We start from the raw sequence: 24,835 nt of genomic DNA, 5'->3' as shown, positions 1-24,835 counted from the left end.
GTCAGGGGCGCAGAATCACGGAGCACAAAGAAAAGTATGAGAAGGGCGAAAATCGTCGCGACCCTCGGGCCCGCGACCTCGAGCTATGAGAACATCCGCGCGATCATCGACGCGGGCGTGGACGTGGCTCGAATGAACCTGAGCCACGGAAGCTACGACGTCCACGAAGGCGTCTACGCGAACGTGCGCAAGGCCGCAGGAGACGCCGCGAAGCCGGTCGCCGTCCTGGTCGACCTCCAGGGCCCGAAGATCCGCCTCGGCAAGTTCGAGGCCGGTCCCTACGAGCTCGCCGAAGGCGACATCTTCAAGATCACCATCGACGACATCATCGGCACCAAGGAGATCTCCTCCACCACGTTCAAGGGACTGCCCAACGACGTCAAGGCGGGCGACTTCCTGCTGATCGACGACGGCAAGGTGCGCGTGAAGGTCCTCGAGACCGACGGCACCGTCGTGACCACCCAGGTCATCGTCGGCGGCCCCGTCTCCAACAACAAGGGCATCAACCTCCCGGGTGTCGCGGTCAACGTTCCCGCGCTCTCCGACAAGGACGAAGCCGACCTCCGCTGGGGCCTCAAGCTCGGCGCCGACCTCATCGCGCTCTCCTTCGTGCGCAGCGCGGCCGACATCCAGCGCGTGCACGAGATCATGGCGGAGGAGGGCCGCAAGGTCCCCGTCGTCGCAAAGATCGAGAAGCCGCAGGCCGTGGAGAACCTCGAGGAGATCATCGAGGCGTTCGACGCCATCATGGTCGCCCGTGGCGACCTCGGTGTCGAGCTGCCGCTGGAGGCCGTGCCGATCGTGCAGAAGCGCGCCGTCGAGCTCGCCCGCCGCGCGGCCAAGCCGGTCATCGTGGCGACGCAGATGCTCGAGTCGATGATCTCCAGCCCGGTTCCCACGCGCGCCGAGACCTCGGACGTCGCGAACGCCGTGCTCGACGGAGCGGACGCCGTGATGCTGAGCGGCGAGACCAGCGTCGGCGAGTATCCGGTGATCACCGTGCAGACCATGGCCCGCATCGTCAGCTCCACCGAGGAGCACGGACTCGACCGCATCGCTCCGCTGGGCACCCGCCCGCGCACCCAGAGCGGCGCCATCACCCTGGCGGCCGTCGAGGTCGCCGACTTCGTGGAGGCCAAGTACCTCTGCGTGTTCACCGAGTCGGGCGAGTCGGCGCGACGCATGTCGCGCCTGCGCAGCAAGATCCCCATCCTCGCGTTCACGCCGGAGGAGTCGATCCGCCGCCGCATGTCGCTCAACTGGGGCGTGGAGTCATTCGTCGTCTCGCGGGTGACCCACACCGACCAGATGGTGGCGCAGGTCGACGAGGCGCTCAAGTCCACGGGCCTCGCCGAGAACGGCGACAAGGTCATCATCATCTCGGGATCCCCTCCCGGAATCCCTGGAACCACCAACGACATCCGCGTCCACCGCGTCGGCGACGTTCTCTGAGAACCGGATGACAGCGACGGCCCCCGAGCGATCGGGGGCCGTCGTCATGTGCGGGCGCCCGCGGGGGAGTGCTTTCCCACGGAGTTCGCAGCAACGCGCGGGTGCAGCGGGGCGGGAGCGGCGTAGTCTCGAAGCCATGAAACGTCGCTGGGTTCGCTGGCTGCCTGCCGCGGTCATCCCGGCCGCCATCGCCGCCGGGGCCCTCATCGCGCCGCTCACGGCGGGTGCGGCCGATCTGCCGTCGAAGACGCCGGCCGATGTGCTGAAGCTGGTCGCCGCGAGCGATGTCCGTGCGTTCTCCGGCACCGTCGAGCAGAGCTCCGACCTCGGGCTCCCGTCCCTGCCGACCGTCGGCTCCGGCCCCGGCTCGCAGAGCGACGCCACGAACGTGATCGATCTCCTCACCGGCTCGCACACGGCCAAGGTCTACGCCGACGGCCCGTCGAAGGTGCGCGTGCAGGTGCTCGACCAACTGGCCGAGCGCGACGTCGTGCGCAACGGTGCAGACGTGTGGCTCTACACGTCGACCGGCGAGAAGGTCACCCACGTGACGCTCCCCAGCCGCACGGCCGAGAAGACCACCCCGGATGCGACCACCACGACGCCCGCTCAGCTCGCCGAGCGCTTCCTGGCCTCCGTCGAGCCGAGCACCTCGGTGACCCTCGGCGCGAACACCACAGTCGCGGGACGCGACGCCTACGACCTCGTGCTCACGCCGAACACGTCGGCGACCCTCGTCGGCTCGGTGTCGATCGCGGTCGACGGGCAGACCGGCGTTCCGCTTCGTGTGCAGGTGGCCGCCCGCGGCCAGCAGAGTACCGCCTTCGAGGTGGGCTTCAGCTCCTTCGACCCGTCGGCCCCCTCCGCCGACGTCTTCGCCTTCACCCCGCCGAAAGGCGCTACCGTGACCGAGCAGGCTCTGCCGGCGAAGGGCGAGCGCACGCACGCCGAAGCCGGACATCCCAAGCCGGTGGTGAGCGGCACCGGCTGGAGCAGCATCGTCACCGTGCCGGTCGGAACCGTGCCGGCCTCCGTGACGTCGTCGCCGTTGTATGGACAGCTCACCACGGCCGTTCCCGGTGGGCGCGCGCTGTCGACGTCGCTGATGTCGGTGCTCCTGACCGACGACGGCCGAGTCCTCGCCGGCGCGGTCCCGGTGTCCGCGCTCGAAGCAGCCGCCGCGAAGTGACGGAGCCCGACGCCGCGATAGCGACGAGCGGCCTCTCCAAGAGGTTCGGGTCGCGCACGGTCGTCGACGGGCTCGACCTGCACGTCCCTCGCGGAGCGGTGTTCGGCTTCCTCGGGCCGAACGGCTCGGGCAAGACCACCACGATCCGCATGCTGCTGGGGTTGGTGCGCGCCTCCGCCGGCGACATCCGGCTGCTGGGCGAGCGGATGCCCGACAGCGGCGCGCGGGTGCTGCCCCGGGTGGGAGCTCTCGTTGAGGGGCCGGCGTTCGCGCCCTACCTCTCGGGAACCGCCAACCTGGTGCGCCGGGACACCGCAGACCGCTACGCCCCGCCGTCGACCCGCCGTGCTCGGGTCGCGGCCGCGCTCGACCGGGTCGGACTCTCGCACGCGGCAGGCCGGAACGTGCGCACGTACTCGCTCGGCATGAAGCAGCGGCTCGGCATCGCGGGCGCACTGCTCACCGACCGCGACCTGCTCGTGCTCGACGAACCGACTAACGGGCTCGACCCGCAGGGGACCCGCGAAGTCCGCTCGCTCATCCGGTCTCTGGCCGACGGCGGTGCGACGGTGTTCGTGTCCAGCCACCTGCTGGCCGAGATCGAGCAGATCTGCACGCACGCCGCGATCATGCGTACGGGTCGGCTGGTCGCCCAGGGGTCGCTCGACGATCTTCGTCAGGCCGGCGGTCCGCGCGTGCGTGTCGAGACGCCGGATGCCGCAGCCGCGATCGGGGTGTTCGCACGCCTCGGGGTGGCCGCTGCCGTCGCCGACGACGGAGCGGTCGACGGACCGTTGCCCGATCCGGCGCCCGCACCCGAGGACGTGGTGGCAGCGCTCGTCGAGGCGGACGTCCGGGTGCGCGGCTTCGCGGTGCACGCGTCGACGCTCGAGGAACGATTCGTCGCGCTCACCGGGGAGGGCTTCGATGTCGAGCAGTGAGGTCTCGCCGGGCGGTGAGGTGTCGGTCGCAGGCCCGGGCGTGCTCGCCAATCGCGCGCGCCCGACCGCGGGATGGTCGCTGCTCTGGTCGGAACTCTGGGTGCTGTTCCGTCGCTGGCGCATCTGGGCGATGCTGGCCGCCCTGGCCGCCGTGCCCATCCTGATCGCTGTGGCGGTGCGGGTGCGCGGCGGTCCGCCCTCCGGCCGGGGTCCGGCGTTCCTCGACCAGATCACCGCGAACGGCCTCTTCGTGGGCTTCACGGCGATGGTGGTGTGCGTCCCGCTCTTCCTGCCGCTGACGATCGGCGTCGTCGCGGGGGACACGATTGCGGGCGAGGCCAGCCACGGAACTCTCCGCTACCTGGTGATCGCCCCCGCGGGGCGGGTGCGGCTGCTCGTCGTGAAGTACGTCGGCGCGGCCGTGTTCAGCGTCGTCGGGACGATCGTCGTGATCATCGCCGGCTCGGCGATCGGCGCTGTGCTGTTCCCGGTCGGGCCGGTCACCCTGCTGTCGGGCAGTGTCGTGAGCGTGGGCGACGCCTTCGTGCGGCTGCTCATCATCGCGGCCTACGTCTCGGTCTCGCTGCTCGGCCTGTGCGCGATCGGGCTGTTCCTCTCCACGCTGACCGACGTCCCGGTCGGCGCCATGGCCGCGACCATCGTGCTCTCGGTCGTGTCGCAGGTGCTGGACGAGCTCCCGCAGCTCGACGCCCTGCACCCGTGGCTGTTCAGCCACTACTGGCTGGGGTTCGCCGACATCCTGCGCCAGCCGATTTCGTGGGACTCCTTCGGCAGCAACGCGCTGCTGCAGCTGGGCTACGTCGCCGTGTTCGGCGCGCTGGCGATCGGCCGGTTCACGACGAAGGACATCCTCTCGTAGGCTGCGTCGGCCGGGCATCCGGGTCGCCCTCCGGGTCGTGCCTGCGGAGCCGACGGCTAGGAGATGCCCTCGGCCGTGCTCTCCAGCTCGGACTTCGGATGCTCGCGCTGGGTCGCGATCGTGACGCCCGCGGCCACGCACACGATCAGGATGCCGAGGAGCTGCACACCGCTGAACTGCTCGTGCAGCACCAGGACGCCGAAGATCGTCGCGATCACCGGTCCGAAGCTGGTGATGATCGCATAGAGCCGGGGCGGGATGCGGCGCAGGATGAACGTGTCGAGACTGTACGGGATGGCCGACGACAGCACGCCGGCGGTCACGAGCAGGCCGATCACGCGCCAGTCGAGACGGCTGTAGTCGACCACGATCAGGGCGATCGGCAGCAGGATGACCGTGGCCACCACGCTCGCGACGCTCAGCCCTTCGAGCCCGGGGAGCCGCAGCGCCACACGTCGGGTGAGCAGGATGTACGCCGCCCACGAGGCCGCGGCGGTGAGGGCGAGCAGCACCCCGATCGGGTCGATGGCGCCCTCCGTGCCGGTCAGCAGCACGACGCCGCCCGCCGCGACGACCGCGCAGAGCACGTCGAGCAGCCGGCGGGAGCCGACCAGCGCGAGGGCGAACGGGCCGAGGAACTCGATGGTGGCGGCGATGCCGAGGCCGAGCCGCCCGACCGCTTCGTAGAAGCTGAGGTTCATCGTGGCGAGCACCAGGCCGAGAGCCAGTGCCGGCCAGAGCCTGCGCCAGGTCAGCTCCGCGCGCTTGGGCCGGTAGAACGGCAGAACCGCGATGGCGGTGATCACCTGTCGCACGGCGACGACCACCACGGAGCCGACGATCGGGATGAGCAACCCCGCGATCGCCGAGCCGAAGTTGATGCTGACCTCGGTCGCGACCTGCGTGCCCGCCCCGATGAGCGAACGGCGGGCTGGGCGGTCGGGTTCGGAGCTCACCCGTCGAGCTTAGGGCGTCAGCGTGGCGCCTCGAACCGCATGATCGCCCGGGTGGCCGAGGGTCGGCGCACCACCTGGAAACCCGCCGAGCCGAACAGCGAGACCGTGCCGTGGAAGCGTTCGGCACTCGTGAGCGCCGGCCGCACCTCGGGGTCCACCGGATATCCTTCGACGATGTCGGCGCCGCGGCCGAGCGCGTACGCCAGGGCCCCTTCGAGCAGCGCGTGCGCCACCCCGCGCTTGCGGTAGCCCTCGCGCACGACGAAGCAGGTGACCGCCCACGGGTCTGCCGGGTCGTCGGCGAGTCGCTTGGTGATGGGCGAGCGGGCGAGGCCGGGATACGACGAGAACGGCTCGACAGCCGCCCAGCCGACCGGTTCGCCGTCGAGCCAGGCGATCACGCCCGGAGCGGGCTCGGCGGCGACGGAGTCGTGCAACCGGACGGCCTTCTGTTCGCGGGACAGCTCGCGGTACTGGGTGCCGGTGAGCTTGAACCACTGGCACCAGCATCCGGAGGGGTCGCCCTTGTACCCGAACACGGCCTGCAGCTCGGGCCAGAGTTCGTCGCGCACCGGTTCGACGGTGATCGTGTCTGCTGGCATACGGACAATTTAGCGGGCGCGCAGCGCCCCGGCCAGGAGGGTCGGATGCTCGACGTGGCCGAAATGCCCGGTGGCCGGCACCGCGATCGCCCGGTACTGCGGCACGATCGCGGCCAGCAGCACGTCGTCGTGACGGCCCACGAACACGTCGTGGTCGCCGTGCAGCGCGACGACAGGGCACCGGATGCCCGACCAGCGCTCGCGTGCCGGGTACGCCTGCGCGCACTGCATCGCCCGTACGAACGCTCCCGGTCGCAGATCGTGCGCCAGTTCGTGGACGGCCGCGCGATCGGTCCGCGCGAAGAGCGGCGCAGCGAGCACCGGCAGCACGCCCCAGCGGTCGAGCGCGCGCACGAAGCGGGCGGCGAACGGCCCGAGCAGCAGGAGGAAACGGATGCCCTGAAGCAGTCCCACCAGCAACGGATAGCGCAGCAGCCGGCCGCCCGGGCTGAGGCGGTCCCCGCGGCCGCCGAGCGTGGTCGCCGAGACCAGCAGCACCGACTCGGTCCGCGCGGGCTCGGCCGCGGCGAGTTCGAGGGCGATGAAGCCGCCGAGCGAATGGCCGACCACCTGCCACCGGTCGTAGCCGAGGGCGCGTGCGACCGTCGCGACCGACGCAGCGAGGGCACCGGCGTCGAGCGTCGACAGGTCGTCGACGGGGGAGTCGCCCCAGCCGGGCAGGTCGGGCACGACGAGGTCGCTGACGACGCCGCCCGCCTCCGCCGCGGCGATCGCGGGCCGCCAGGTGGTCCACGATCCGGCCGCCCCGTGCAGCAGGATGGTCGCGGTGCCCGACTCGCGCGCGGTGTGCCGGACCGCGACCCGGCCGAGTGGCGTCTCGATGAACGTTCTCTGCATACCCGGTGTTCGGAGCCGACCCGCGCGTAGGATGCCGAAAAAGCGGAAGGATCTCGATGAGCACCCGTACGACCACCGGACTGACTCCCGAAACACTCGACCGACTGGATGCTTGGTGGCGTGCCGCCAACTATCTCTCGGTCGGCCAGATCTATCTGCTGGACAACCCGCTGCTGCGAGAACCGCTCGGCCGCGATCACATCAAGCCGCGCCTGCTCGGTCACTGGGGTACGACGCCCGGGCTCAACTTCATCTACGCGCACCTGAATCGGGTGATCCAGGAGCGGGATCTGGACACGATCTTCATCGCCGGTCCGGGTCACGGGGGACCTGGGGTGGTGGCGAGCGCCTATCTCGATGGAACGTACAGCGAGATCTACAGCACCATCGACAAGTCCGTGGACGGGCTGCGCAGGCTCTTCCGGCAGTTCTCGTTCCCCGGTGGCATCCCGAGCCATGCGGCGCCGGAGACGCCCGGGTCCATCCATGAGGGGGGCGAGCTCGGCTACTCTCTGTCGCACGCTTACGGCGCCGCGTTCGACAATCCGAACCTGCTGGTGGCGGCGGTCGTCGGCGATGGGGAGGCCGAGACGGGTCCGCTGGCGACGGCGTGGCATTCGAACAAGTTCCTCGACCCGGTGACGGATGGGGTCGTGCTGCCGATCCTGCATCTCAACGGGTACAAGATCGCCAACCCGACGATCCTGGCGCGCATCCCGGAGACCGAGCTCTTCGAGCTCATGCGCGGCTACGGGTACACGCCCTACCTGGTGTCGGGCGGGTTCGACGGCGAGGACCCGCGCGCCGTGCATCAGCGCATGGCCGAGACGCTGGACAGCATCCTGGATCAGATCGCCGGCATCAAGAAGGCGGCGGCGGCCGGCGAGCTGACCGAGCGACCGGCCTGGCCGATGCTCATCTTGCGGACGCCGAAGGGCTGGACCTGCCCGAAGGAAATCGACGGGCATCCGGCCGAGAACAACTGGCGTTCGCACCAGGTGCCGTTGGCGGATGCACGTGACACGGAGGCGCACACGCGTCTGCTGGAGAGCTGGCTGGCCTCCTACCGGCCGGAGGAGCTGTTCGACGAGAGCGGGGCACCGGTCGAGCTGGTGACCGCGCTCGCTCCGCGGGGGGAGCGGCGGATGAGCGCCAACCCGGTCGCCAACGGCGGGCTGCTGCGCAGCGACCTCCGGCTGCCCGATTTCCGGGACTACGCCGTCGATGTGCCGTCGCCGGGCGAGACGGTCGCCGAGGCGACGAAAGTGCTCGGGGAGTGGCTGCGGGACGTGATGGTGGCCAACCCCCGCGACTTCCGGCTGTTCGGGCCGGACGAGACCGCGTCCAACCGGCTGCAGGCGGTGTTCGAGGTGACGGACAAGCAGTGGAATGCGGAACGCTGGCCCATCGACGACGACAACCACCTGGCACCGAGCGGCCGGGTGATGGAGATGCTGAGCGAGCACCAGTGCCAGGGCTGGCTGGAAGGCTACCTGCTGACGGGACGGCACGGCGTCCTGAACTCGTACGAGGCGTTCATCCATATCGTCGACTCGATGTTCAACCAGCACGCTAAATGGCTGAAGACGTCGAGGGGCATCCCGTGGCGGCGGCCGGTCGCCTCGCTCAACTATCTGCTCAGCTCGCACGTCTGGCGGCAGGACCACAACGGCGCGTCGCACCAGGACCCGGGGTTCATCGACCACGTGGTCAACAAGAAGGCCGACGTGGTGCGGGTGTACCTCCCGTTCGACGCGAACACCCTGCTCTCCACCTACGACCACTGCCTCCGCTCGGTGGACTATGTGAACGTCGTCGTCGCCGGCAAGCAGCCCGCCCCCAACTGGCTCACGATGGAGGAGGCGATCGCGCACTGCACGCGCGGCATCGGCATCTTCGACTGGGCCGGCACCGAGGTGGAAGGCGAAGAACCGGATGTGGTGCTGGCGGCAGCCGGCGACGTGCCGACTCTCGAAGTGCTCGCCGCCGCGTCGATCCTGCGGGAACGCATCCCGTCACTGAAAGTTCGTGTCGTGAACGTGGTGGACCTGATGCGCATGCAGACCGAAGGCGAGCATCCGCACGGACTGAACGATCGCGAGTACGACGCGATCTTCACCACCGACAAGCCGGTCGTTTTCGCGTACCACGGCTATCCCTGGCTGATCCACCGGCTCACCTACCGCCGGAACGGTCACGACAACCTGCACGTGCGCGGCTACATGGAGGAAGGCACCACGACCACGCCCTTCGACATGGTCATGTTGAACGACCTCGACCGCTACCACCTGGTGATCGACGTGCTCGACCGGGTGCCGGGGCTGGCGGCGCGGGAGGGCACGCTTCGTCAGGAGATGCAGGATGCGCGGCTGAAGGCGCGCCAGTACACCCGCGATCACGGAGAGGACATCCCCGAGGTGGCGGAGTGGGGGTGGGGCGATGGCACCCGCACCACCCGGTTCGACACGACCGGCGGGGACAACGACTAGGGCGCCGGCCGGCCTCAGTGGGCGATCTGGATCAGGTTGCCACAGGTGTCGTCGAGGATCGCGGTGGTCACCGGACCCATGGCGGCGGGCGGCTGGGTGAAACGCACGCCGAGCCCGAGGAGCCGCTCGTACTCCGCCGCGACGTTGTCGACGCCGAACGAGGTGTACGGGATGCCATCGGCGACGAGCGCGTCCCGGAAGGGCTTCGCCGCCGGGTGGCTGCTGGGTTCGAGCAGCAGTTCGGTGCCGTCCGGGTCCTGCGGGGACACCACGGTCAGCCAGCGGTACTCGCCCACCGCCACGTCGTTCTTCTTCACGAAGCCCAGCACCTCGGTGTAGAAGCGCAGCGCCTGCTCCTGGTCGTCGACGAGCACGCTCGTCAGGTTGATCCTCATGGCGGCCCTTTCTGAGTCGATCGGTTAGAGGGGTGCGGCGGCCGACGGGTCGACGACCGTCAGGGTCGCGATCTTGGCGGTGCGGCCGTCGCCGGACGAGCGGCCGGTGAGCCGGCGCCCGATCCACGGGAGCACGTACTTGCGGTAGTAGTCGACGGTGCGGCGCGACTTCTCGCCCGCCGGAGCGGCCGCGACCTCCTCGACGCCCCACTCGCCGGGAACGGGGACGCCGAGGGCGGTGAGCACGTTGCTCGCCACGCGGGCGTGGCCGAGCGGGTTGAGGTGCAGGCGGTCGACCGACCAGTAGCGGAAGTCGCCCAGGCCCTCGTCGGCCCAGTTGTCGACGAACGTGACGTTCTCACGAGGAAGCAGCGCGCGCACGGCGGCGTCCAGCTCGTCTCCGCGGCGGCGCATGACCGAGCCCATCGGCAGGTGGGCTGTCGGGTTGGCCCCGCTCAGCAGCAGCATATGGAGTCCGGCGTCGGTGACGCGCGTGGCCGCGTCGTCGAGCATCCGGACCACCGACTGCATCGAGATCTTCGGCCGCATGATGTCGTTGCCGCCGCCGTTCAGGCTGACCAGCTGCGGTCGCTGGTCGATGGCGGGCTGCAGCTGCTCGGCGATCAGCGGCGCGAGCTTGCGGCCCCGGATGGCGAGGTTGGCGTAGCGCACCGGCTCGGGCGTGGCTGCTGCGAGACCGAGGGCGACGAAGTCGGCCCAGCCTCGTGCGCGACCGTCGGGAAGCTCGTCTCCGACTCCTTCGGTGAAACTGTCGCCGATGGCGATGTAACTCGTGAACACACGGCTACGCTACCCGGACCGCGCGTAGCATGGGTGCCACTCGCACCACCGAACGATTCATCTGACTCGCAAGGAGCAAACGCAATGCAGCGGATCTCACCTTTCCTGTGGTTCGACGACCAGGCCGAACAGGCGGCCGAGTTCTACGTGTCCCTGTTCCCGAACTCGCGCATCCTGGAGGTGATGCGGTTCGCCGACGACGCACCGGGGCCGTCGGCCGGAGTCACGAGCGTGCGGTTCGAGCTCGACGGTCTGGAGTTCGGCGCGCTCAACGGCGGTCCGCTGTTCCCCTTCACCGAGGCGGTGTCGTTCTACGTCAACGTCGACGACCAGGAGGAGATCGACCGGTTGTGGAACGCGCTCACAGCGGACGGCGGCGAGCCGGGCCAGTGTGGCTGGCTGAAGGATCGCTGGGGTCTGTCGTGGCAGATCGTGCCGACGTCGCTCACGCAACTGCTCGGAGACCCGGACCCGGCCCGCGCCAAGCGCGCGACCGAGGCGATGCTCTCGATGGGCAAGCTCGACATCGGCGCCCTCCAGGCTGCCGCCGACGGAGTCTGACGCCCGTCAACGGGCGAGGAGCGCCTGCCAGGCGAGGAGGTGCTCGACCGTGACGCCGCGATAGGCCGCGACGGACGCGAAGTGCGAGCGGACAAGGGCGGCCTGAGTCTCGAGCGCCGTAGGACCGTCGTCGAAGAAGGTGTACTGCGCGCCGCCGGCGACGGCCGGGGTGTCGGTCTCGACTCCGATCGTGAACGGCACCGACGCGGCCGCAGCGGCATCGGCGGCGGGCTGCGCGAGTGCGATGATCCCGTCGGGTCCGCCGGCATGGTCGGAGAACGCCACGATCGCGACGCTCTGCACGTGGGGGAGGATCGCGTCGAACGCGGTTCCGCTCCCGACCGGCTTCGCCGCCAGCCACCACGGCAGATCCGCGCCGATCGGGGTGTCTCCGGCGACGGCCTTCGCCGCTTCGAGCATTGCCGTGTACTGCGGCACGATCACCGTGAGGTCGGGGTCCGGGATGCCTGCCCAGGGCTCCACGTCGAACTGGAACGCGTCGAACGGGGCCGTGGCAAGGGCATCCGTCACCCATTGGGCTGCGAGCGACGGCTGACTCGCCCAGGCGGAGTCGCCCCCGAGTGCGGAGACCGAGATGCCCGCGTGGTGGAGAGCCTGCACGGCCGACGGCAGCCAGGCGGCGAACGCACCCTGGTTCGCCGCCCACGGAACCGAGAGGTACACCGAGTGCAGTCCGTGCGCCCGCGCGAACGAGACGAGGGCGGCGGGCTCGAACTGGGGCTGGCCGAGTCCGCGGGCGTCCGTCGCCGGGTCGATCGGGTTGCCCCATGCCCACAGGCTGGTGACGGCCGATGGAGCCGACCCTTCGAGGGAGTTCTGCACGGCCGCGGCCGGGCTGGCGGTGACTCCGGATGCTCCCGCCACGACGATCATCGCGGCGATCGCGCCGGCGAGTGCGGACCCGAACCCGACTGCTGACATGGCACACCCTTTTCAACCGCGCTGGCAACGACTGCGCTGCGGGTTCGGGTGTGCAGCCCGCTCAGTCTGTCAGGTCGCGGCCCAGCGGCGCCAGGGAGCGGACCTCGGGTCTGTACCCCACCTTCGCGGGCCGTCGTCAGTCCCGCCAGCCGAGGGCCGGGGCGAGTTGCGTGACGATCGTCTCGAGCAGGTGGGCGTTGTAGTCGACGCCGAGCTGATTGGGGACCGTAACGAGGACGGTGTCCGCCTCGCGCACGGCGGCATCGTCGCGGAGCTCCTCGACGAGCTGCTCGGGCTCGCCGGCGTAGGTCTTGCCGAAACGCGCGATCCCGCCGTCGAGGTGGCCGATCTGGTCGGTGCGCTCGCCGAGCGCCGACGCTCCGAAGTACTTCCGGTCGAGGTCCGAGACGATCGGCAGGATGCTGCGGCTCACCGAGACGCGCGGCTCGCGCTCCCAGCCGGCCTCCTTCCACGCCGCCCGGTAGAGGGCGATCTGCTCGGCCTGCAGGTCGCCGAACGGCACCCCGGTGTCTTCGGTGAGCAGAGTGGAGCTCATCAGGTTCATTCCCTGTTCGGCGGTCCACACAGCCGTCGCGCGGGTCCCGGATCCCCACCAGATGCGGTCGGGCAGGCCCGGCGACTGCGGCTGGACCGCCAGGCCGCCGGTGGTCCCCGTCATCTGCGGGTTCGCGACCGCGACGGCAGCGCCGTCGATCGCCGCACGGAACAGGGCCGTGTGCTGCCGGGCCATGTCGGCATCCGTTTCGCCCTCATCCGGCACATAGCCGAACGACTCGTAGCCCTTCAGCGCCGTCTCGGGAGATCCGCGGCTGACGCCGAGCTGCAGCCGGCCACCGCTGATCAGGTCGGCGGAGGCGGCCTCCTCGGCCATGTAGAGGGGGTTCTCATAGCGCATGTCGATCACGCCGGTGCCGAGCTCGATGCGGCTGGTTCGCGCGCCCATGGCGGCGAGGAGGGGGAACGGCGACGAGAGTTGCCGGGCGAAATGATGCACGCGCACGAACGCGCCGTCGATCCCGAGCTCCTCCGCCGCCACCGCGAGGTCGATGGTCTGCAGGAGCGCGTCGTCGGCGGTTCTCGCCACCGAGCCGGGGATCGGCTGCCAGTGGCCGAAGGAGAGAAATCCGATGCGTTTCACGATGAGGCCAAGCGCGGTCGCGCCGCAGGTATTCCGTCACCGGCGGCAGTCGCGCTCACTGCCGACTCCCGACGACGGGCCCTTCAGTCCATGACATGCTGCTGGCTCAGCCAGACGAGGACCTCGGTCGCGACGTCGTTCCAGCCGTGGTCGATGGCGAGGGAGTGCCCTCGGCCGTGGAACTTGATCAGCTCGGTGACCGCCGTGGAGTCCCGGTACTGCTTCATCGTGGCGTCGGTCACGACATCCGGGACCGTGTGGTCGGCTGTGCCGGAGACCAGCAGGAGCGGTCCGCGGTCCTCGTTGCCGGTGTCGACCTTCGCCTGCGAGTGCAGCGCGAAGTTGGCCGCAGCGGCCTGGAAGAGCGGGCGCACCGTCGACGGGATCGTGTACTCGTCGTAGAGCCGGCGTGCCTCGTCCTCGTCGAGCGCGTTGGCGAACCCGAACGTGAACTCCTCGAAGGTGAGGGCGATCGGCTTGCTGATGTTCGCGGGGTTCTTGAGAGCGGGGAGCGACGACCGGAGCTGGGCCAGGGGCAGCGGGAGCACTCCCTTGATCTGGGCGGGGTCGATCGCGACGGCGCAGTTGCCGTAGCCCTGGCCGAGGAGCTTCTCGGCGATGAGGCCGCCGAACGAGTGCCCGATGATGACGGGCGGAGTGTCCATGGCGTCGATGATCTTCGCGTAGTGCTCGGTCACGTCGTCGATGCTCTTGTTCGCGACGTCGTCTGCGTGCTCACGCGTTTCGGCGACGGTGTCGTGCTCACCGGGCCAGTTCGGCGCGACCGGGTCGAAGCCTTCCGCCTGGAAGCGTTCGACCCACGGTTGCCAACTCACCGCATGCAACCACAGTCCGTGGATGAAGATCACTGGTTGATTCGCCATTGCTCGCACCTTTCGAGGAACGTCAGAGGGAAGAGACCACCGTGCTGCGTGCCCAGGCTATGCCCAGGGTCTGGGCACGGCAATGGGGCGAACGGTATGGTCTGGTGAATGGCCGACTGGTTGTGCGCGACGTGCGCCGTTGAGTATCCGTCCGGGGACGAGCATCCCGGCACCTGCCCGATCTGCGAGGACGAGCGACAGTACGTGCCTCCCGGCGGCCAGGTCTGGACGTCGCTGCTGGAGCTCGAGAGCGCCGGCGAGCGGATCGCCGTGTCCGAACTGGAGCCCGACCTCTACGCGCTGCGCTCGCAGCCGAAGGTCGGCATCGGCCAGCAGAGCATGCTGCTGCGCACCACGGAGGGCAACCTGCTCTGGGACCCGACCGGCTACGTCGACGAGGCGGCCGCTGCTGCCGTTCGCGAACTCGGGGGCGTCTCGGTGATCGCCACCAGCCACCCGCACATGTTCGGCGCTCAGACCGCATGGTCCCGGATGTTCGGGGACGTCCCTGTCCTCGTGTCGGAGCCCGACCGGGCCTGGGTGCAGCGGGATGAGCCGTGCATCCGGACCTGGTCGGGCGAGCTGGAGGTGCTGCCCGGGGTGACGCTGCGCACGATCGGGGGCCATTTTCCCGGCAGCGCGATCGTGCACTGGGCGGAAGGAGTGGTGCTCGCCGGCGACACGGTGTTCCCGGGCCCGTCGGGCCGGTGGGTGACGTTCATGCGCAGCTACCCGAACGACATCCCGCTGTCGGGCGCGGTGGTGCGGCGGGTGGCCGACGCGGTGTGCGCGCGACCGTTCGAGCGGCTCTACGGCAACCTGGGCAACTCGGTGCTGCAGGATGCCCGCGGAGCGGTGCTGCGGTCGGCCGACCGCTACATCGGCTGGGTCACCGGCGCGTACGACCACCTCACCTGAGGCCGGCCGGGAGGCCGCCCGGCGGGCGGATCGACTCTAGAGGTAGGGCGCGAGCTCGAACTCCAGAGCCGGCTTGGGCTTGGCGCCCACGATCGTCTTGACGACCTGCCCGCCCTGGAACACCTTCATCACCGGCAGGGCCATGGCCTTGTACTCCATCGCGGTCCGCAGGTTGTCGTCGGCGTTGATCTTGACGATGTCGAGCGTGTCGGCGTGCTCCTCGGCGAGCTGTTCCAGAATGGGTGTCAGAGCCCGGCAGGGCCCGCACCAGGGGGCCCAGAACTCGACGATCGTGGTGCGGGGGGCGGAGAGGACCGTCTCGTCGAAGGTGGCATCGGTGACGGCTGAGAGATGTGTCATGCGGCGAGGTTAGACCGTGACCCCGGGGGCAGGGTCAAGCTGTGACAGCATGGAGGAGGAGGAAAATCGATGGACATCCTTTCCCAGCAGGAGATCCGCGACGCGTTCGTCAACTGCTCGCGCACCGAAGCGGAACAACTGCCCATGCCGCCGGGACTGCACGAGGTGGACTGGTCGCGTCGCGAGTATCTGGGCTGGAACGACCCGCGCCTCCCGCAGCGCGGCTTCGTCGTGGTGCCCACCGAGAACGGGCCGGTCGGCATCGTGCTCCGAGCGTCCGACGCGTCGATGCGATCGCACGCGCCGACGATGTGCGGCTGGTGTCAAGACGTCCACCTCACCCACGACGTGTACCTCTATGTGGCGAAGCGCGCCGGTCAGGCCGGCCGCAACGGCGACACCGTGGGAACCCTGCTCTGCGGCGGTTTCGAATGCTGCGAGAACGTCCGCCGCACGCCGCCGCCCTCGTATGTCGGATTCGACGCCGACGCGGTGATCGCCGACCGCATCTCCGGCCTCGCGGAGCGGGCCCGGCGTTTCGCGGCCACAGTGGTGGGCGCGCGGATCTAGCCGCATACTCATAGCATCCGTTCGTCGAAGGAGGCCGACATGGCCGAAGGCACGAAAGACGACCCGTGGATGCTCAAGACGGCTCCCGGCTCCTCGGAGTACTCGATGTGGCGCGACGAGGCCGGAGACCCTCCCGCGCTGGTCTGCCAGGTCGGCCCGACCATCCTGAAGTACCACCTGAGTGCGATCGACGACCTCGCGGCCTGGCTGCGGGAGCAGGGCGACTGGGTTCCACTCGGCGCGGCGGACGAGCAGAAGCCGGCCGCGTCCGGCACGGTCGAGGCCTGGGGGCGCGACGAGTCCAACCCGGTGGGCGGCTGGTACGGGCTCCGCAAGGGCTACCGCGGACGGTTCGGGATGTACCTCCCGCCGCTGCTCGAGGAGCTCGGGCTGGTCGAGCTCACCCACGACGCGCGGAACAACCGGGTGCGTTCGATCGGGTGAGCATCCGGCCGGCCCGCGGCAGTGAGCGGTAGGCCGGCCGGAACCGCTACGGCAGGTAGTACGTCGGGTTCGGCAGCTTGATCGTACGATCCGCCGAGCCGCCGATCAGGTCGCTGAACTGGTCGCCGAAGTTCGCCACGATGTCGTAGTGGCCGCCGCCGGCCGACTCCACGTGCGCGCGCGTCTGCGACTTGTACTCGATCGTGGTGCACTTCGCGGCGGCGCAGGTGATGTACGACGGCTGCTGCGAGGCGCCGATGCCCGTCCACTTGGTGTAATAGTTCGCCGCGGTGAAGCCGGAGTAGCCCACCTTGGCGAGGTTGCCGAGCGTGGCCGCCTTCTGGTCGTCGTTGCGCCCGGTGAGGCCCACGATCGTGCATCCGGACTTCTGGGCGACCGTGGCGAGGCTCACCATCGAGGGCGTGGCGGGGAACCGCTGAGCCTGCACCCAGACGTCCTGTTCGGCGGGATTGAACGTGAAGTGCATGTCGGCGACTTCCATGTCGTACGTCCAGAGCGTGGTGTCGTCGGCGTCGAGGACGATCGCCGGGTTCGTGTGCAACTTCTTGCCGACGAAGCACGCCGCGGCCACGGCCGGGAGCTGGCGCTGCACGAGGGCCCGCAGTTCCCGGATGTACGGGGAGTCGGTCTTGTTCGCGATGCCGGTGCCCGGGTCGCCGTAGTAGGTGTAGATCGTCGACTTCACCGAGTCGATGTTCGGGATGCCCTCACCGCCGACGGTCGCACCGCTGGAGCCATCCGGTGCCATCGTGAAATGCGTGCGCGGGGTGAGCCGCGGCTCGTTCACGCCGGGCAGGTTCGCGGACGGCAGGTAGTAGGTCGGGTTCGGGAGCTTGAGCGCGCGGTCGGCATAGCCGCCCTGCAGGTCGGACCACTGGTCGCCGACGTTGAGGGCGATGTCATAGCCGAGGCTCTCGATGTGCTTGCGGGTCAGAGCCTTGTACTCGACGGTGGTGCACTTGGCCGTGACGCAGGTGATGTACGACGGCTGCTGGGACGCGCCGACGCCGGTCCACTTCGTGTAGAAGTTCTGGTCGTTGAAGGGTGTGTAGCCGACCTTCGCGAGGTTGCCGAGGGTGGCCGCCTTCTGGTTGTCGTTGCGTCCGGTGAGCCCGAACACGGCGAAGCCCATCGCCGCGGCCTTGTTCACGAACGCGACCATGCCGGGCGTGGCGGGGAACCGCTGGTCCTGCACCCAGACGTCCTGTTCGGCGGGATTGAACGTGAAGTGCATGTCGGCGACTTCCATGTCGTACGTCCACAGCGTGGTGTCGTCGGCGTCGAACACGATGGCCGGCTTCTTGCCGTGCCGCTTCGCGTCGAGGTAGAGGGCGTTCAGCTTCGCGGTCTCGAGCGACACGATCGACGCCAGCTCCGAGATGTAGGGCGAGCTCGTCTTGTTCGCGATGCCGGTGCCCGGGTCGCCGTAGTAGGTGGCGATGGTCTTCTTCACCGAGTCGATGTTCGGGATGCTCTCGCCGCCGACGGTGGCACCGCTCGACCCGTCGGGCGCCATCGAGAACTGGGTGTGCGGTGCGAGCGCCTGGGAGCTGCCGTGGCCGGGGCCGTTACCGTGTCCCGGATCCCAGGCCTGGGCGCCGGATGCTCCGACGAGGCTGAGCCCGAGTGCGAGCGCGATCGCGGCGGCGGTTCCGCCGAGAAGGCGGCGGCCGGGGCCGGTGTGCCGCGGGGAGTCGAGTCGAGTGGTCATGGAGTCTCACCGTTCCGTTCATCGCTGAACGCCCCCGGATGGGGGCCTCCGTGAACTTTAGCGACGAGGTCCGTCGGGCGCCAGACCCGGCCGGGCCGCGCATCCGGGCAGGTTGACGTGACGGCGCGGGTGACGCAAGGCTGGAGGCTCGCCGTTCCGCTCGCAGAGGAGAGCCCCATGCCGGTCATCGTCGTCGCCACACTCACCCCGCTCGACGGTCACACGCAGAACGTGCTCGACGCGTTCGGCGCGGCCTCGCCGCTCGTCCACGAGGAGAAGGGCTGCGAGCTCTACGCCGTGCACACCGACGGCAAACGCGTGGTCGTCGTCGAGCGATGGACGGAGCTCGCCGACCTGCAGGCGCACTCCGAGGGAGCCGCCATCGCCGAGCTGAACCGTCTGAACGCGGGCCACCTGGAGGGTCCGGCGGAGGTCCTCGTCACCGAGAACGTGCCGATCGGCGACCCGCGCAAGGGCACCATCCAGTAGCATCGCGCCCGCCCGGGCGCCCGAAGCCGACGCCCGAAGCCAGCGCCCGTGCACGCGGCCGAACTGGTCGACCACCCCGGATCTCGCAGGGAGGCGCGAGCGGTGAGCATCCGCTTGACTCGCCTGTGGTCCACGAGGAGACTCGTGCCGATTGCGCTTGTGGGCATCCGATGCGAGAGGACACGCGATCCATGGACATGAAGCTCGAGGTGGTGATTCTGCCGGTGGCCGACGTCGATCGGGCGAAGGTCTTCTACGAATCGCTCGGGTGGCGGCTCGACGCCGACTTCCAGGGAGCGGACGGCTTCCGCGTCGTGCAGCTGACGCCTCCGGGATCGGCGTGCTCGATCATCTTCGGCAGCGGTCTCACCTCGTCCCCTCCGGGCACGTACGACGGGCTTCAGCTCGTCGTCGAGGACATCGAGGCGGCGCGAGCCGAGCTGACCGGTCGCGGCGTCGACGTCAGCGAGGTGTTCCACGACGCCGGCGGCGTCTTCCACCACGCGGGCCACGAGTCACGCGCTCCGGGACCGGCGCCGGACCGCCAGAGCTACGGCTCGTTCGCCTCGTTCAGCGACCCGGACGGCAACGAATGGTACCTGCAGGAGATCACGACGCGACTTCCCGGCCGCTGACGGACCGGCTGCCGCGCCGGCGTCGCTCTCCGCGTCGCTGACGATCGACCTCCCAACACACAGAACCGAGGAAACCGCGATGGCAACCACCTACGAATCCGTGCCCGAACTGGCCGAAGCCCTGCGCCGAGCCGCTGCGGCCCACGGCCGTCACGAGGAGGAGACCGGCGAGGCCGATCCGGACTGGCCGGACTGGTACGCCCAGTTCATGGTGGACGCGCAGAACGACTGAGGGGACGGGCGGATGGGAGACTACGACGTCATCGTCGTCGGCGCCGGCGCGCCCGGCGAGCACTGTGCGGGGGAGCTGTCCGACGGAGGACTTCGCGTCGCCCTCGTCGAGCGCGAACTGGTGGGCGGTGAGTGCTCCTATTGGGCGTGCATCCCGTCCAAGTCGCTCCTCCGTCCCGGCGAGGCGGTGAAGGAGGCTCGCGACATCGGGGCGACCGCCGAGGTCGATGTGGAGGCGGCGCTCGCGTGGCGCGACTTCATGGTCTCCGACTACTCCGATGCGGGAGCGGCGAAGTGGCTCGACTCGAAGGGGATCGACCTGCTGCGGGGCACCGGCAAGCTGGCCGGACCCGGGGTCGTCGACGTCGACGGGGTGCGTCACACCGCGGCGAACATCGTCCTGGCGACCGGCTCCGACCCGTCGATGCCGCCTCTCCCTGGCCTGGCCGGACTGGACGGGGTCTGGACCAACCGGGAGGTGACTGGGATGAAGGCCGTCCCGCGACGGCTGATCGTGCTGGGAGGCGGGCCGGTCGGGACGGAGATGGCCCAGGCCGTCCACCGCCTGGGCGGCGAGGTGATCCTCGTCGGCGGCGCCGCCCACTTGCTGCCCCATGAGCCCGCGCCGTTGGGCGAGGGGCTGGGCGAGGCTCTCCGAGCGGACGGCATCGAGCTCGTCCTCGACGTCCACGCCACCGCCGCCCGACGCGACGGGGACGACTACGTGCTGGAGCTCGACGACGGCCGGGAGGTGCGCGGAGACCGTCTGCTGGTTGCGACGGGCCGGCACCCGCGCGTGGCGGGAATCGGGTTGGAGACGATCGGCGTCGAGGCGAATCCTCGGGGGGTCCCGATCGACGACCATCTGCGCGTGGCCGAGGGCGTCTGGGCCGTCGGCGACGTCACCGGGGTGCGACTGCTCACGCACGTCGGCAAGTACCAAGGCGACGTGGTCGCCGCCAATATCCTCGGCCGGCCCCGTCCCGCGAACTACGAGGCGGTTCCGGATGTCGTCTACACCGACCCGCAAGCCGCATCCGTCGGCGTCGGCGACGACCGCTTCAGCGCCACCGCGCTGGTCTCCGAGGTGGCCAAGACGGCCACGTACACGCACGCCTACGCCGAGTCCAACGGCTTCCTGACCATCCTGAGCGACGGGGAGCGGTTGACCGGCGCCTACGCGCTCGGTCCGGAGGCCGGCGAGTGGCTCCAGCTGGCGACGCTGGCCATCCGCGCCCATGTGCCGCTGGCGATCCTGTACGACACCATCCAGCCGTTTCCGACCTTTTCGGAGATCTATGTCGCCGCGCTCAAGTCGCTTCGCCTGGCGATCGCTGAGAGCTGAGCGCCTACGCGCGCGGTCCGAGTCGTGGGGACCGCGCGCGTGGCCCAGGTGAAGTGCCGGTGGTGGGACTCGAACCCACACGCCCTTTCGGACAAAGCATTTTGAGTGCTCCGCGTCTGCCATTCCGCCACACCGGCGCACAACAACACAGAAAGAATACCGTAGGCTTTTACCCGTGACTGACCAGGAAGCAACCTCAACAGCCCCGCGACGCGTCGTCGTCGCGGAAGACGAATCCCTGATCCGGCTCGACATCGTCGAGATCCTCCGTGACAACGGATTCGAGGTCGTCGGGGAGGCCGGAGACGGCGAGACGGCCGTCGCGCTCGCCACGGAGCTGCGTCCCGACCTGGTCATCATGGACGTCAAGATGCCTCAGCTCGACGGCATCTCCGCGGCCGAACGCCTCTCCAAGGGCCACATCGCCCCGGTCGTCCTCCTCACGGCGTTCAGCCAGAAGGAGCTCGTGGAGCGCGCCACCGAGGCCGGCGCCCTCGCCTACGTCGTCAAGCCGTTCACGCCCAACGACCTCCTGCCCGCCATCGAGATCGCCCTCGCGCGCTACGCGCAGATCATCGCGCTCGAGGCCGAGGTGTCCGACATGGTCGAGCGCTTCGAGACCCGCAAGCTCGTCGACCGGGCCAAGGGCCTGCTCAACGAGAAGATGGGGCTCAGCGAGCCGGAGGCGTTCCGCTGGATCCAGAAGGCGTCGATGGATCGCCGCCTCACTATGCACGATGTCGCTCAGGCGATCATCGAGCAGCTCGCGGCCAAGAAGTAGCGCTCTCCGCGCAGCGGCCCCGCCGCGGGGGACGCGATCACAGATCCTTGATGAGGTTCGTGATCCGGATGGTCGAGCAGCGTCGTCCCTGCTCGTCGCTGATCGCGATCTCGTGCGTCGTCAGCGTGCGGCCGAGGTGGATGGGCGTGCAGACGCCGGTCACATAGCCGCTCGTCGCGGAACGGGTGTGCGTCGCGTTGATCTCGATGCCGACCGCGAGACGATCCGGGCCCGCGTGGAGGTTGGCCGACATCGATCCGAGCGACTCCCCGAGCACGACGTAGGCGCCACCGTGCAGGAGGTCGGCCGGCTGCGTGTTGCCCTCCACGGGCATCCGGGCGACGGCTCGATCGATGGTGAATTCGAGCATCTCGATCCCCATCTTGTCGGCCAGGCGGCCGAGGCCTCTCTGGTTGATGTATGCGAGCGCATCCTCGGTCATCCGGGTCCTTCTCACCTTCGTCGGCGGGGGCGATTCTGTGTCACAGGTGCCTTGTAGGCTTGCCTGGTGTCAGACTCCGAAAAGCCTACCCTTCTCATCATCGACGGCCATTCACTGGCATTCCGGGCCTTCTACGCGCTCCCGGTTGACAGTTTCGTCAACCGTGACGGGCAGCACACGAACGCGATCCACGGCTTCATCGCGATGCTGATCAACCTGCTCACCCAGCAGAACCCCACCCACATCGCGGTGGCCTTCGACATCTCGCGGTACTCGTTCCGCACGCGGGAGTATCCCGAGTACAAGGGGACCCGCGGCGAGACCCCGTCGGAGTTCGTCGGGCAGATCCCTCTGCTCGAAGAGGCGCTGCACGCGATGAACATCACGACGGTCACGAAGGAGGACTACGAGGCCGACGACATCCTGGCGACGCTCGCCACCCAGGGGGCCGAAGACGGCTACCGTGTGCTCGTCGTCTCCGGCGACCGCGACACGATCCAGCTCGTCAACGACGACGTCACGCTGCTCTACCCGAATGTCCGCGGAGTCTCCGAGCTCAAGGTGTACGACACGGATGCCGTTCGGGAGCGTTACGGCATCGAGCCCCACCAGTACCCCGAGATCGCCGCGCTGGTCGGCGAGACCAGCGACAACTTGGTCGGCATCGACAAGGTGGGCGAGAAGACCGCCGTCAAATGGGTGCAGCAGTACGGCAGCGTCGACGAGATCATCGCCCACGCAGACGAGATCAAGGGCGTCGTCGGCCAGAACCTGCGCGACCAGAAGGAGAAGGCGCTCCGGAACCGCCGCCTCAACAAGCTCCTCACCGACGTGGAGCTGCCCGTCCGTCCGGCCGACCTCGAGCGGCGTGCGATCAACGAAGACGCTGTTCGCGACATCTTCGCCCGGCTCCAGTTCAAGACCCTCCTCGACCGGCTTCTCAAGACGTCGGCCGACGAGGGGTACCTCGACGGGGCGGTCAGCCTCAGCGAGCGAATCGAGACAGGCGCTCTGAGCATCCCGCCCGTTCGCACCATGGTCGACGAAGAACTCGGCAACTGGCTGACCAAGGCATCGGCCGACGATGAGGCGATCGGCGTGCAGGTCGAGTTCGGGCCGGCCGGCATCACCGGGTTCGGGCTCGCCGCCGCAGCAGACACGGTGTACGTGCCCTGGGCGCCCGGCCGGATGGACTACCTCCCTCTCGAGCAGTGGCTCGCGAGCAGCGCGCCCAAGTATTTCTTCCACGCCAAGCCGCAGTTCAAGGCGCTCAGCCGCGTCGGCCTCATCGTCGACGGGCTCGCCTTCGACACGCGCATCGCGTCGTGGCTGATGCGGCCGGGCGCCGCTCCGCAGTCCCTCGCAGAGCAGGTCTACGAGGTGCTGGAAGAGACGCTCCCGGTCTCCGACCCCAATCAGCTCGTGCCGCTGAACGACGCGGTCAGCCCCGCCACCGAGGCCTGGTACATCCGGCGAGTCGCCGAGGGGCAGATGCTCGCACTCGACGAAGGCACCCGGCAGGTGCTCGACAAGATCGAGCTGCCGCTGGTCGCAGTGCTCTCCGAGATGGAGCTGAGCGGCGTCACGATCGACCCCGAGGTGCTCGCCCGGCTCCGCGGCGAGCTCACCGACAAGGCCAACGACTACGCCGCGCGCGCCTACGCGGAGATCGGCCACGAGGTGAACCTCGGCTCCCCGAAGCAACTGCAGCAAGTGCTCTTCGACGAGTTGCAGATGCCGAAGACGCGCGCGACGAAGACCGGCTTCTCCACCGACGCCGCCTCGCTCGCCGACCTCCAGGAGAAGAACCCCCACCCCTTCCTCGGGCTGCTCCTGCAACACCGCGACGCGTCCAAGCTCAAGCAGATCGTCGAGACCCTGGAGCGCGCGGTCGAATCCGACGGCCGGGTCCACACCACCTACGACCAGACGGGCACGAGCACGGGCCGCATCTCGTCGAACGACCCGAACCTGCAGAACATCCCGGTCCGCACCGAGGAGGGTCGCGAGATCCGCTCCGCGATCCGCAGCGGGGCGGAGTTCGAGACCCTGCTCACCGCCGACTATTCGCAGATCGAGATGCGCATCATGGCGCACCTCTCCGAAGACCCGGGCCTGATCGAGGCGTTCAACGCCGGTGAAGACCTGCACCGCTTCGTGGGCGCGCGTATCTTCAGTGTCTCACCGGACGACGTCACCTCGGCGATGCGGTCCAAGGTCAAGGCGATGTCCTACGGCCTCGCCTACGGCCTGAGCGCCTTCGGGCTGTCGAAGCAGCTGCGCATCGAGACCGCCGAGGCGCGCCAGCTGATGAGCGACTACTTCGAGCGGTTCGGAGCCGTGCGCGATTACCTGCGCAATGTGGTCGAACAGGCACGCGTCGACGGCTACACCGAGACGATCTTCGGCCGCCGTCGCCCGTTCGCCGACCTCACCAGCACCAATCGTGTGCTGCGCGACAACGCGGAACGTGCCGCCCTCAACGCGCCGATCCAAGGGTCGGCCGCCGACATCATGAAGATCGCCATGCTCGGCATCGCGGGCGACCTGATCGATCAGCGGCTGTCGTCCCGGATGCTCCTGCAGGTGCACGACGAACTGATCTTCGAGGTCGCAGCGGGGGAGTGGGACGCGCTCGAGGCCATCGTCCGGAGTCGCATGGCCGGTGCCGCCGACCTCCGGGTCCCGCTCGACGTGCAGATCGGCCGCGGCGAGAACTGGGACGCCGCCGCGCACTGACCCCGTCATCCACAGGCCGAGTTGTGCACGGCCGCGCATC

Annotated in this window: 26 protein-coding genes and 1 tRNA gene; 15 read left to right on the top strand and 12 right to left on the bottom strand. The window is 69.2% G+C overall.

The genetic code is table 11. The annotated features are described in order from the left end of the window. The first annotated feature begins 36 nt into the window (after nucleotides 1-36). From pyk to ACFVV5_RS04785, 4 genes are all read left to right on the top strand, one after another. Nucleotides 37-1,452 (top strand): pyruvate kinase, encoded by a 1,416-nt coding sequence (gene pyk, locus ACFVV5_RS04800; RefSeq protein ID WP_387239749.1) that lies wholly within the window; start codon nucleotides 37-39, stop codon nucleotides 1,450-1,452. 136 nt (nucleotides 1,453-1,588) lie between these two features. Further along, complete coding sequence (locus tag ACFVV5_RS04795) at nucleotides 1,589-2,641, top strand: outer membrane lipoprotein carrier protein LolA (protein WP_387239746.1); 1,053 nt, start codon at nucleotides 1,589-1,591, stop codon at nucleotides 2,639-2,641. Further along, entirely contained in the window at nucleotides 2,638-3,582 is a 945-nt protein-coding gene (locus ACFVV5_RS04790) for an ABC transporter ATP-binding protein (RefSeq protein ID WP_387239743.1), read from the top strand. Before ACFVV5_RS04795 ends, ACFVV5_RS04790 begins: the two co-directional genes overlap by 4 nt. Next, complete coding sequence (locus ACFVV5_RS04785) at nucleotides 3,569-4,462, top strand: ABC transporter permease (RefSeq protein ID WP_387239740.1); 894 nt, start codon at nucleotides 3,569-3,571, stop codon at nucleotides 4,460-4,462. The genes ACFVV5_RS04790 and ACFVV5_RS04785 overlap by 14 nt, the downstream gene beginning before the upstream one ends. A 56-nt stretch (nucleotides 4,463-4,518) precedes the next feature. Here the strand turns inward: ACFVV5_RS04785 and ACFVV5_RS04780 are convergent, their stop codons facing one another. Genes ACFVV5_RS04780 through ACFVV5_RS04770 form a run of 3 tightly spaced genes read right to left on the bottom strand, consistent with a single transcriptional unit; the run spans nucleotide 4,519 to nucleotide 6,878 of the window. Beyond that, entirely contained in the window at nucleotides 4,519-5,418 is a 900-nt protein-coding gene (locus ACFVV5_RS04780; RefSeq protein ID WP_387239737.1) for a DMT family transporter, read from the bottom strand. A 17-nt stretch (nucleotides 5,419-5,435) separates the two neighbouring features. Next, nucleotides 5,436-6,020, bottom strand: a complete 585-nt coding sequence (locus tag ACFVV5_RS04775; protein ID WP_387239734.1) for a GNAT family N-acetyltransferase — start codon at nucleotides 6,018-6,020, stop codon at nucleotides 5,436-5,438. A gap of 9 nt (nucleotides 6,021-6,029) precedes the next feature. Further along, a complete protein-coding gene (locus ACFVV5_RS04770; RefSeq protein WP_387239731.1) occupies nucleotides 6,030-6,878 on the bottom strand; it encodes an alpha/beta fold hydrolase in 849 nt (282 codons plus the stop codon). A gap of 56 nt (nucleotides 6,879-6,934) precedes the next feature. Here ACFVV5_RS04770 and ACFVV5_RS04765 point away from each other — a divergent pair, with 56 nt between their 5' ends. Then, nucleotides 6,935-9,367, top strand: a complete 2,433-nt coding sequence (locus tag ACFVV5_RS04765; protein ID WP_387239728.1) for a phosphoketolase — start codon at nucleotides 6,935-6,937, stop codon at nucleotides 9,365-9,367. A 14-nt stretch (nucleotides 9,368-9,381) separates the two neighbouring features. Here ACFVV5_RS04765 and ACFVV5_RS04760 read toward each other — a convergent pair whose 3' ends face one another. Then, on the bottom strand, nucleotides 9,382-9,762 hold the full coding sequence (locus tag ACFVV5_RS04760; protein WP_387239725.1) for a VOC family protein: 381 nt from the start codon (nucleotides 9,760-9,762) through the stop codon (nucleotides 9,382-9,384). A 24-nt stretch (nucleotides 9,763-9,786) separates the two neighbouring features. Next, complete coding sequence (locus tag ACFVV5_RS04755) at nucleotides 9,787-10,563, bottom strand: SGNH/GDSL hydrolase family protein (protein WP_387239722.1); 777 nt, start codon at nucleotides 10,561-10,563, stop codon at nucleotides 9,787-9,789. An 84-nt stretch (nucleotides 10,564-10,647) separates the two neighbouring features. On the opposite strand from ACFVV5_RS04755, the gene ACFVV5_RS04750 reads away from it, so the two are divergent. Then, a complete protein-coding gene (locus ACFVV5_RS04750) occupies nucleotides 10,648-11,124 on the top strand; it encodes a VOC family protein (RefSeq protein ID WP_387239719.1) in 477 nt (158 codons plus the stop codon). Between the two features lie 6 nt (nucleotides 11,125-11,130). Here the strand turns inward: ACFVV5_RS04750 and ACFVV5_RS04745 are convergent, their stop codons facing one another. The 3 genes from ACFVV5_RS04745 to ACFVV5_RS04735 form a co-directional block, all read right to left on the bottom strand. Continuing rightward, nucleotides 11,131-12,066 (bottom strand): hypothetical protein, encoded by a 936-nt coding sequence (locus tag ACFVV5_RS04745; protein WP_387239716.1) that lies wholly within the window; start codon nucleotides 12,064-12,066, stop codon nucleotides 11,131-11,133. Nucleotides 12,067-12,202: 136 nt separating this feature from the next. After that, a complete protein-coding gene (locus tag ACFVV5_RS04740) occupies nucleotides 12,203-13,225 on the bottom strand; it encodes an LLM class flavin-dependent oxidoreductase (protein WP_387239713.1) in 1,023 nt (340 codons plus the stop codon). 83 nt (nucleotides 13,226-13,308) lie between these two features. After that, nucleotides 13,309-14,109, bottom strand: coding sequence for an alpha/beta hydrolase (locus ACFVV5_RS04735; RefSeq protein WP_387239710.1), 801 nt, complete (start codon nucleotides 14,107-14,109; stop codon nucleotides 13,309-13,311). 108 nt (nucleotides 14,110-14,217) lie between these two features. Between ACFVV5_RS04735 and ACFVV5_RS04730 the strand changes: the two genes are divergently transcribed. Then, on the top strand, nucleotides 14,218-15,027 hold the full coding sequence (locus ACFVV5_RS04730; RefSeq protein WP_387239707.1) for an MBL fold metallo-hydrolase: 810 nt from the start codon (nucleotides 14,218-14,220) through the stop codon (nucleotides 15,025-15,027). A gap of 36 nt (nucleotides 15,028-15,063) precedes the next feature. Here the strand turns inward: ACFVV5_RS04730 and trxA are convergent, their stop codons facing one another. Then, nucleotides 15,064-15,387 carry a thioredoxin gene (gene trxA / locus ACFVV5_RS04725; protein WP_387239704.1) on the bottom strand — a complete coding sequence of 108 codons (324 nt, stop codon included), beginning with the start codon at nucleotides 15,385-15,387 and terminating at the stop codon, nucleotides 15,064-15,066. A 69-nt stretch (nucleotides 15,388-15,456) separates the two neighbouring features. Between trxA and ACFVV5_RS04720 the strand changes: the two genes are divergently transcribed. Together ACFVV5_RS04720 and ACFVV5_RS04715 are read left to right on the top strand one after the other, a co-directional pair. Continuing rightward, on the top strand, nucleotides 15,457-15,957 hold the full coding sequence (locus tag ACFVV5_RS04720) for an FBP domain-containing protein (RefSeq protein ID WP_387239701.1): 501 nt from the start codon (nucleotides 15,457-15,459) through the stop codon (nucleotides 15,955-15,957). 39 nt (nucleotides 15,958-15,996) lie between these two features. Then, a complete protein-coding gene (locus ACFVV5_RS04715) occupies nucleotides 15,997-16,401 on the top strand; it encodes a DUF6855 family protein (RefSeq protein ID WP_387239698.1) in 405 nt (134 codons plus the stop codon). Nucleotides 16,402-16,447: 46 nt separating this feature from the next. On the opposite strand, the gene ACFVV5_RS04710 is transcribed toward ACFVV5_RS04715, so the two are convergent. Next, complete coding sequence (locus ACFVV5_RS04710; protein WP_387239696.1) at nucleotides 16,448-18,133, bottom strand: HAD family acid phosphatase; 1,686 nt, start codon at nucleotides 18,131-18,133, stop codon at nucleotides 16,448-16,450. A gap of 177 nt (nucleotides 18,134-18,310) precedes the next feature. Between ACFVV5_RS04710 and ACFVV5_RS04705 the strand changes: the two genes are divergently transcribed. The 4 genes from ACFVV5_RS04705 (at nucleotide 18,311) to ACFVV5_RS04690 (ending at nucleotide 20,833) form a co-directional block, all read left to right on the top strand. Beyond that, the gene (locus tag ACFVV5_RS04705) at nucleotides 18,311-18,622 is read left to right on the top strand and encodes a putative quinol monooxygenase (protein ID WP_387239693.1); all 312 of its coding nucleotides are present in this window, start codon (nucleotides 18,311-18,313) and stop codon (nucleotides 18,620-18,622) included. Between the two features lie 191 nt (nucleotides 18,623-18,813). Continuing rightward, entirely contained in the window at nucleotides 18,814-19,257 is a 444-nt protein-coding gene (locus tag ACFVV5_RS04700) for a VOC family protein (RefSeq protein WP_387239690.1), read from the top strand. 79 nt (nucleotides 19,258-19,336) lie between these two features. Continuing rightward, nucleotides 19,337-19,489, top strand: coding sequence for a hypothetical protein (locus tag ACFVV5_RS04695; protein ID WP_387239687.1), 153 nt, complete (start codon nucleotides 19,337-19,339; stop codon nucleotides 19,487-19,489). 12 nt (nucleotides 19,490-19,501) lie between these two features. Then, on the top strand, nucleotides 19,502-20,833 hold the full coding sequence (locus ACFVV5_RS04690; protein ID WP_387239684.1) for a dihydrolipoyl dehydrogenase family protein: 1,332 nt from the start codon (nucleotides 19,502-19,504) through the stop codon (nucleotides 20,831-20,833). 54 nt (nucleotides 20,834-20,887) lie between these two features. Here ACFVV5_RS04690 and ACFVV5_RS04685 read toward each other — a convergent pair. Further along, nucleotides 20,888-20,970, bottom strand: a tRNA-Leu gene (locus tag ACFVV5_RS04685). Between the two features lie 38 nt (nucleotides 20,971-21,008). Here ACFVV5_RS04685 and ACFVV5_RS04680 point away from each other — a divergent pair. Continuing rightward, complete coding sequence (locus ACFVV5_RS04680; protein WP_387239681.1) at nucleotides 21,009-21,614, top strand: ANTAR domain-containing response regulator; 606 nt, start codon at nucleotides 21,009-21,011, stop codon at nucleotides 21,612-21,614. 37 nt (nucleotides 21,615-21,651) lie between these two features. Here ACFVV5_RS04680 and ACFVV5_RS04675 read toward each other — a convergent pair whose 3' ends face one another. Continuing rightward, nucleotides 21,652-22,056, bottom strand: a complete 405-nt coding sequence (locus tag ACFVV5_RS04675; RefSeq protein ID WP_387239678.1) for a hotdog fold thioesterase — start codon at nucleotides 22,054-22,056, stop codon at nucleotides 21,652-21,654. 66 nt (nucleotides 22,057-22,122) lie between these two features. Between ACFVV5_RS04675 and polA the strand changes: the two genes are divergently transcribed. Further along, nucleotides 22,123-24,795 (top strand): DNA polymerase I, encoded by a 2,673-nt coding sequence (gene polA, locus ACFVV5_RS04670; protein ID WP_387239675.1) that lies wholly within the window; start codon nucleotides 22,123-22,125, stop codon nucleotides 24,793-24,795. Nucleotides 24,796-24,835 lie beyond the last annotated feature (40 nt).

It is taken from the genome of Leifsonia sp. NPDC058248 (assembly GCF_042881905.1).
In the GTDB taxonomy this organism is placed as follows: Bacteria; Actinomycetota; Actinomycetes; order Actinomycetales; family Microbacteriaceae; genus Leifsonia.
This window is presented reverse-complemented; position numbering and strand designations above follow the sequence as displayed.